This window comes from Streptomyces sp. NPDC056948, assembly GCF_042674225.1.
Lineage (GTDB): Bacteria > Actinomycetota > Actinomycetes > Streptomycetales > Streptomycetaceae > Streptomyces > Streptomyces purpurascens.
Genome location: NZ_JBHUQX010000451.1, coordinates 1 through 7093 on the forward strand (window position 1 = coordinate 1; position 7093 = coordinate 7093).

At 71.3% G+C, this 7093-nt stretch carries 4 protein-coding genes and 1 pseudogene; 2 read left to right on the plus strand and 3 right to left on the minus strand.

The window, feature by feature from the left end:
• A partial coding sequence (locus tag ACFTZL_RS37840; protein WP_382592845.1) for a 3'-5' exonuclease occupies positions 1-1895 on the plus strand: 1895 nt, incomplete at its 5' end.
• A 99-nt stretch (positions 1896-1994) separates the two neighbouring features.
• On the opposite strand, the gene ACFTZL_RS37845 is transcribed toward ACFTZL_RS37840, so the two are convergent.
• Both ACFTZL_RS37845 and ACFTZL_RS37850 read right to left on the minus strand, forming a co-directional pair.
• A complete protein-coding gene (locus ACFTZL_RS37845) occupies positions 1995-3662 on the minus strand; it encodes a M23 family metallopeptidase (protein WP_382592848.1) in 1668 nt (555 codons plus the stop codon).
• A gap of 97 nt (positions 3663-3759) precedes the next feature.
• Positions 3760-4626, minus strand: coding sequence for an esterase/lipase family protein (locus tag ACFTZL_RS37850; protein WP_382592851.1), 867 nt, complete (start codon positions 4624-4626; stop codon positions 3760-3762).
• Between the two features lie 476 nt (positions 4627-5102).
• Between ACFTZL_RS37850 and ACFTZL_RS37855 the strand changes: the two genes are divergently transcribed.
• Entirely contained in the window at positions 5103-5519 is a 417-nt protein-coding gene (locus ACFTZL_RS37855) for a cobalamin B12-binding domain-containing protein (protein WP_184591296.1), read from the plus strand.
• 149 nt (positions 5520-5668) lie between these two features.
• On the opposite strand, the pseudogene ACFTZL_RS37860 reads toward ACFTZL_RS37855, so the two are convergent.
• Positions 5669-6997, minus strand: a pseudogene (locus tag ACFTZL_RS37860) (DUF5691 domain-containing protein); the annotation flags it as partial.
• Between the last annotated feature and the right edge of the window lie 96 nt (positions 6998-7093).

The window sequence follows — 7093 nt, forward strand, 5'->3', positions numbered from 1 at the left end:
ACCCCAAGCGCTTCCCGCCGAAGTCCTTCAGCGCCAAGATCAGCAACCTGAAGAACGAGCTGATCGACGAGGAGGACTTCGCCGCCCAGGCCGGCGACGGCTTCGAGAAGACCCTCGCCCAGGCCTACGCGATGTACCAGTCGCGGCTGCGTGAGGCGAACGCCCTCGACTTCGACGACCTGATCATGACGACGGTCAACCTGCTGCGCGCCTTCCCGGACGTCGCCGAGCACTACCGCCGCCGCTTCCGCCACGTCCTCGTGGACGAGTACCAGGACACCAACCACGCCCAGTACGCCCTCGTCCGGGAGCTCGTGGGCACCTCCGAGCACCCCGTCGACGTACCGCCCGGCGCGGACGACCTGCCGCCCGCCGAGCTGTGCGTGGTGGGTGACGCCGACCAGTCGATCTACGCCTTCCGCGGCGCGACGATCCGCAACATCCTCCAGTTCGAGGAGGACTACCCGGACGCGACGACGATCCTGCTGGAGCAGAACTACCGCTCCACGCAGACGATCCTGAGCGCGGCCAACGCGGTCATCGAGCGCAACGAGTCCCGCCGCCCCAAGAACCTGTGGACCAACGCGGGCACGGGCGCGCAGATCACCGGCTACGTCGCCGACACCGAGCACGACGAGGCGCAGTTCGTCGCCGACGAGATAGACCGCCTCACCGACGCGGGCGAGGCGAAGGCGGGCGACGTCGCCGTCTTCTACCGCACCAACGCCCAGTCCCGTGTCTTCGAAGAGATCTTCATCCGCGTCGGCCTGCCCTACAAGGTCGTCGGCGGCGTCCGCTTCTACGAGCGCAAGGAGGTCCGGGACGTCCTGGCCTACCTGCGCGTGCTGGCCAACCCGGAGGACTCGGTGCCGCTGCGCCGGATCCTCAACGTGCCCAAGCGGGGCATCGGCGACCGCGCCGAGGCGATGATCGACGCCCTCTCCCAGCGGGAGAAGATCAGCTTCCCGCAGGCGCTGAAGCGCGTCGACGAGGCGTACGGCATGGCCGCGCGCTCCACCAACGCCGTCAAGCGGTTCAACACGCTGATGGAGGACCTCCGTACGGTCGTCGAGTCCGGCGCCGGGCCCGCCACCGTGCTGGAGGCGATCCTGGAGCGCACCGGATACCTCGCCGAGCTGCAGGCCTCCACCGACCCGCAGGACGAGACCCGGATCGAGAACCTCCAGGAACTCGCCGCCGTCGCCATGGAGTTCGAGCAGGAGCGCGGCGAGGACGAGCAGGGAACCCTGGCCGACTTCCTCGAGAAGGTCGCGCTGGTCGCCGACTCCGACCAGATCCCCGACGAGGAGGACGGCGACGGCGTCATCACCCTGATGACCCTGCACACCGCCAAGGGCCTGGAGTTCCCGGTCGTCTTCCTGACCGGCATGGAGGACGGCGTCTTCCCGCACATGCGCGCCCTCGGCCAGACCAAGGAGCTGGAGGAGGAGCGGCGCCTGGCGTATGTGGGCATCACGCGCGCGCGGGAACGGCTCTATCTGACGCGCTCCACCCTGCGCAGCGCCTGGGGCCAGCCGTCGTACAACCCGCCCTCCCGGTTCCTGGAGGAGATCCCGCCGACCCACTTGGAGTGGAAGCGGACCGGTGCGACCGCGCCCGCGTCCTCCGGACCGGTCTCCGCCGTGGCGGCCTCGCTGTCGTCGTCCCGTTCGCGTTCGTCGGCGTCGGGAGCCTCCGGTTTCGCCACACGCCGCACCTCCGAGAAGCCGGCGGTGTCGCTCGTGGTCGGGGACCGGGTCACGCACGACCAGTTCGGGCTCGGGACCGTCGTGGCGGTCAAGGGCACGGGTGGGAACGCCGAGGCGACGATCGACTTCGGGGACACCAAGCCCAAGCGGCTGCTGCTGCGGTACGCGCCGGTGCAGAAGCTGTAGCCCGGTGCGGCGGTGGTCCTGTGAGGTGAGGTAGTCCTGTGAGGTGAGCCTCCGCCGGCCGGACCGGCGGGGGCTGGACCGGCGGGGGCTGCCGGGACGTTACGTCGGGTCGACGCCGTGGCTGCGCAGCCACGGGAGCGGGTCGATCGGCGAGCCGCCGGCCGGACGCACCTCGAAGTGCAGATGAGGGCCGGTCGAGTTGCCGGAGTTGCCGGAGCGCGCGATCGGATCGCCGGCCTTCACGCTCGTACCGGAGGGGACCGTGTAGGTGGAGAGGTGGCAGTACCACGTCTCCGTGCCGTCCTTCGCGGTCAGGATCAGCATGTTGCCGTACGCGCTGTTCCACTGGGTGCGGACGGTGCCGTCGGTCGCGGCCATCACGGTCGTGCCGTACGAGACGGGGAAGTCGATGCCGGTGTGCAGGGACATCCAGTTGATGCCGGACTGGCCGTACTGGGCGCTGAGTCCGTGGCGGGCGACCGGCATGGCGAACTTCGGGCGCAGCCGCTCCTTGCGGGCCGCCTCTTCCGCCGCCCGCTTCCGCTCGGCCGCCTGCTGAGCCTTGAGGTCGATACGTTCCTGCGTACGGCTGGCCCGGTCGGCGAAGTCGTCGGCTCCGGCGGAGAGGCTCTTGAGCTGTGTGTCCAGCTTGTTGTTGGCGGCGGCCGGCTGCACCGGCTGCGCGTCCGCCGCGGTCGTCTGCGCCTCCGCGGCGCTGTCCTCGGTGAGGCTGCCGACGGAGGCGGCGGCGATCCCCGCGACGCCCATCACACACGCCGAGGGCACCGCGATGGTCAGCAGCGCCGAGCGCTTGGGGGGCGTGCGGCGGCGGGAGCGGGACCCGGCGCGCGAGGCCGCCCGTGCGGCGGTGCGCGGGCCGACCTCTTCCTGGCCGTCCAGGAGCGGGGCGACGGTGGGCAGTTCGCCGGTGGCGGCCGGCTCACCGCCGTCCGTGGCGGGGTCGTCGTAGGCGGCCCCGCCGGCTTCGTCGTAGCCGATGTGCTCGAACGTCGCCGTCTCGTGCTGGTGGAAGGCGTCCGCGTGCTGCTCGTACCCGTCGGGGGACGGCGCGGCGGAGCCGTCGGAGTTCCACTGCGTGGCGTCGTAGGTGCCGGTGTCGAAGGCCTGCGTGCCCCATTCCCACTGCTGGGTCTGGTCGGCCGGATTGCCGGACTGGTCGGGCTGGAGCCAGGCGCCGCTGTCCCACTGGCCGGTGGCGTCGGGGGACGTGGCCTGCGGCGGGATGACCGACAGCGGCTGCTGCTGGGCCGCCCAGGAGGTCGTGTCGTAGACACCGGTGTCGTAGGCGGCGTGGTGCTGGGCCGCGTACGCGTCGTAGTGCGGGTTCTCGTGCGTGCCCGTGTGCCAGTGACCTGTGTCGTACGTGCCCGTGTCGGGGCCGCTGCCCGGGAGGTTGCCGAAGAGGGGGTCGCTGGCGAAGCTCGCGGTGGCGTGGCCGGTGGCATCGAAACCGGCGCCGTCCGTACCGGTGGTGTGGGCGCCGGTGGCGTCGAATCCGGTGGCGGCGTAGTCGCCGTACGTGGTGAAGTCGCCGTACTGGGCTTCCTGGGTGCCGTACGACGCGTAGTGCGCCGAGGCGGCCTCGGAAGCCGGAGCCGGGGGCATGGTCCCCGACGGGTGACGGTCGTTCACCAACTTCTCTTTCGCCTCGACAACAGGGGCTGCCAGAGCAGTGCGGCGACTGTACCCGGCGGTACGCGGGCACGACAATCTTCGGCAGGTTTCGCGCGCGCATGAAACGGGCATTCGGCCGTGTTTTGGCGGACGGCGGGCGCGGGTTTGGCTTTGTGTTCGAAGTTTGTTCGACATTTCGATGCGATGCGCGCATCGGTCGGGGCCGTTGTCAGGCCACCGTGAGGCCGCCGGTGTGATCGACGGACGGTTCACCCGGGTGGGCCGTGTCGAGAACCTGCCGTATTCCGTTGGCGACTGCGGGGTGCACGGGCAGGGCGAGATGGCCGATGCCGGTCACCCGCACGTTCTGCACCGTCAGATCGGGATGGTCGATGCGGGCCGTCTCCAGCGGGTCCATCACATGATCCAGGTCGCTCCAGAAGCTGACGAAGTGCGTACGGCAGTCAGGGGCGGGCCGAGTGAGCTCCTCGAGCACCGGTGAGCCGGGGCGCATCTGGCGCACGATGGGGTGCGCGTCGGCCAGGGGCGCGACTCGGGTGCCGGAGTGCGGCGTGCCGAGGGTGACGAGGGTCCGGACGTGGGCGTCACCGCCGAGCCGCTGCACGTAGTAACGCGCTATCAGGCCGCCGAGGCTGTGCCCGACGACATCGACCTGCCGGGCCCCGGTGCGCTCGCAGATCTCCTCTATGTGCCGGCCGAGCCGCTCGGCCGCGGCGCGTATGTCGCAGGTCAGCGGCGAGTAGTTGAGGGACTCGATCTGCTGCCTGCCGTGCTGGGCGAGGCTGCGGCGCAGCAGGACGAAGACCGAGCGGTTGTCGATGAAGCCATGCAGCAGGAGGACCGGGGGCTTGGCCTCCGTGGGCAGTTGGGCCGCACCGTCCGTCGCGGGCAGTGCCGGGGCGGGGGTTCGTCGCTCCTGGGTGATGCCCGAGGGATAGAGGAGGAGATGCCCGGCCAGGATCGCGATCTCCAGGGCGGTGGCCTTCAGAAGGGCCAGGGAGAGTCCCGTCAGCCGGCTCGGCAGCAGGCGCCGGCAGAGCGGGAGAAAGGGCAGAGCAGCCCCGGTGACCTTCATGGCCGACCTCCTGTCGGCGCACGGGAGGACGGCTCCGCCCCCCGTGTGCCCTCGTGGAAAGCTGCTGCGAAGACGGCCGGCGATGACCACGTGAGCGGCCTGAGCCGCGTGTGCCGTGGGGCCTGAGTGTTGCGTGTGGCGTGTGTGGCGCCAGTGGTCCCCTGCGTGCGGTACGTGCCGTACGTGCGGTGCTTGCCCTGCGTGTCTTCGCCGAAGTGCCGTACCGCCGCTGTGCGTGGTGGGTGCGGCGGCGGTACGGCGACCTCGTCGCGGCTCCCCTTGCGCTTGTCCCATCGTGTGATTTCCCCCTCGGTCCGCAGCGCGAAACTGCCGGTTGCGGGATCCTGGAGATAACGTTCGTTCACTTGCCCGGACGATGCGGGGCGGGGTGTCCGTGCGGTGCGGCGTGTACGGCGTGCCCGATGTGTGCGGTACTTGTCGGTACGGATGGATGTATTCGCTTCATGGAGGCAGTGATGGGTGTGGCAGCCGGTCCGATCCGCGTAGTGGTGGCAAAGCCGGGGCTCGACGGCCACGATCGCGGCGCCAAGGTGATCGCGCGGGCCCTGCGTGACGCCGGTATGGAGGTCATCTACACGGGTCTCCACCAGACTCCCGAGCAGGTCGTCGACACGGCGATCCAGGAGGACGCCGACGCGATCGGGCTGTCCATCCTCTCCGGCGCGCACAACACGCTCTTCGCGGCGGTGATCGAGCTGCTCAAGGAGCGGGACGCGGCGGACATCCTGGTCTTCGGCGGCGGGATCATCCCCGAGGCGGACATTCCTCTGCTGAAGGAGAAGGGCGTCGCGGAGATCTTCACGCCCGGCGCGACGACGACGTCGATCGTGGAGTGGGTCCGGACGAACGTACGCCAGCCGGCCGGGGCGTAGGCCTCCGGCGGTGGGGCCGGGACGGGTTCGGCTGGTCGGGGTCGGGGTCGGGGTCGGGGTCGCGGTTGGGGCCGGGCCTGAGGTCGGGGCTGGTGGGCCTGTTGTCGGCCGGGGCCGGTTCCGTGCGCAGTCGTCGGGGCCGTGCGGGGTTACGGCGCGCCCAGTTCCTCCGCCATCGCCGCGCGCAGCCGCAGGGTCGTGACCAGGCGCTGGAAGGCCTCCGCCCAGTAGCCGCCGGCTCCGGGTGACGCGTTCTCCGGTTCGTCCGGTACGGCCAGCAGGGCGTCGAGGCGGCCGGCCTCGGACGGGTCGAGGCAGCGCTCGGCCAGGCCCATGACCCCGCTGAAACTCCATGGATAACTCCCCGCGTCCCGAGCGATGTTGAGCGCGTCCACCACCGCCCGGCCGAGCGGCCCGGACCACGGCACCGCGCACACCCCGAGCAGCTGAAAGGCCTCGGACAGACCGTGCGTCGCGATGAAGCCGGCCACCCACTCGGCCCGTTCGGCGGCGCCCAGCGTGCCGAGCAGCTTGGCGCGTTCGGCCAGGGACACCGCGCCCGGGCCGCCCGCCTCCGGCGCCGAGGGCTCGCCGAGCAGCGCACGCGACCACTCGGCGTCCCGCTGGCGCACCGCCGCCCGGCACCATGCCGCGTGCAGTTCGCCCTGCCAGTCGTCCGCCACCGGCAGCGCCACGATCTCCCGGGGTGTCCGCCCGCCCAGCCGCCGCGACCAGGTCCCGAGCGGTGCCGCCTCGACCAACTGGCCGAACCACCAGGACCGTTCTCCCCGTCCCGCCGGGGCCTTCGCCACCACCCCGTCGCGCTCCATGCCCGGATCGCATTCGTGCGGTGCTTCGACGGCGATCGTCGGGGTGGTCTGAGCGGTCTGAGTGATCTGAGTGGCTTGGGCAGTTTGGGCTGCCTGGCCTGTCTGTGCTGCCTGGTTTGTCTGTGCGGCCTGGGGTGTCTGTGTGTGGTCGACGGCCACGCACGCCTCCGCCCTGACCGCCATCCGCGCGGCGAGCGCCGAACCGGGCAGCGCCGACAGCAGCTCCGCCGCCGTCGCCCGGACGTTGCGGCTGCGGTCGGCCAGTGCCTGTTCCAGAAACGGCTCGTCGTCGGGGCCCAGGCCCGCGCGCAGGGAGTCGAGGAACATCAGCCGGTCCTCGGCCCGTTCCGTCGTCCAGGTCGCGGCGAGCAGTTCGCGTGCGGCGGCCGGTTCGCGGGAGCGCAGGGCGGAGAGAAGGGCGACCCGTTCGGCGAACAGGCCTTCCTGCCAGAGCTGCTGAATCCGGTCGTCGTCATCGACGGGCGGCAGGGCCGCTCCACCGCCCGGTGCCGAGCGCAGGGCGAACCGCCAGTCCTGGTTCAGCCGCGCCAGCCACAGGGCCCGCGGCCCCGCGAACTCCAGCACCGCCGGACGCAGGTCGGTACGCCCCCGGGCCGCGTCCAGCAGCGCGGGGAGCGCGTGCGGAGGCGGCCGGCCATGACGCGCGGACGGCCCTCAGGATCGCCGCCGCGACCAGTGGCCGCGCGATCGTCGTCTCCGGTGTCACGGTCTGCGTGGCCATGG

Excerpts from the sequence above, each read along its gene's own strand:
- ACFTZL_RS37850 (WP_382592851.1), bottom strand. The coding sequence starts at position 4,626 with ATGAAGGTCACCGGGGCTGCTCTGCCCTTTCTCCCGCTCTGCCGGCGC.
- ACFTZL_RS37855 (WP_184591296.1), top strand. The coding sequence starts at position 5,103 with ATGGGTGTGGCAGCCGGTCCGATCCGCGTAGTGGTGGCAAAGCCGGGG.
- ACFTZL_RS37845 (WP_382592848.1), bottom strand. The coding sequence starts at position 3,662 with ATGCCCGTTTCATGCGCGCGCGAAACCTGCCGAAGATTGTCGTGCCCG.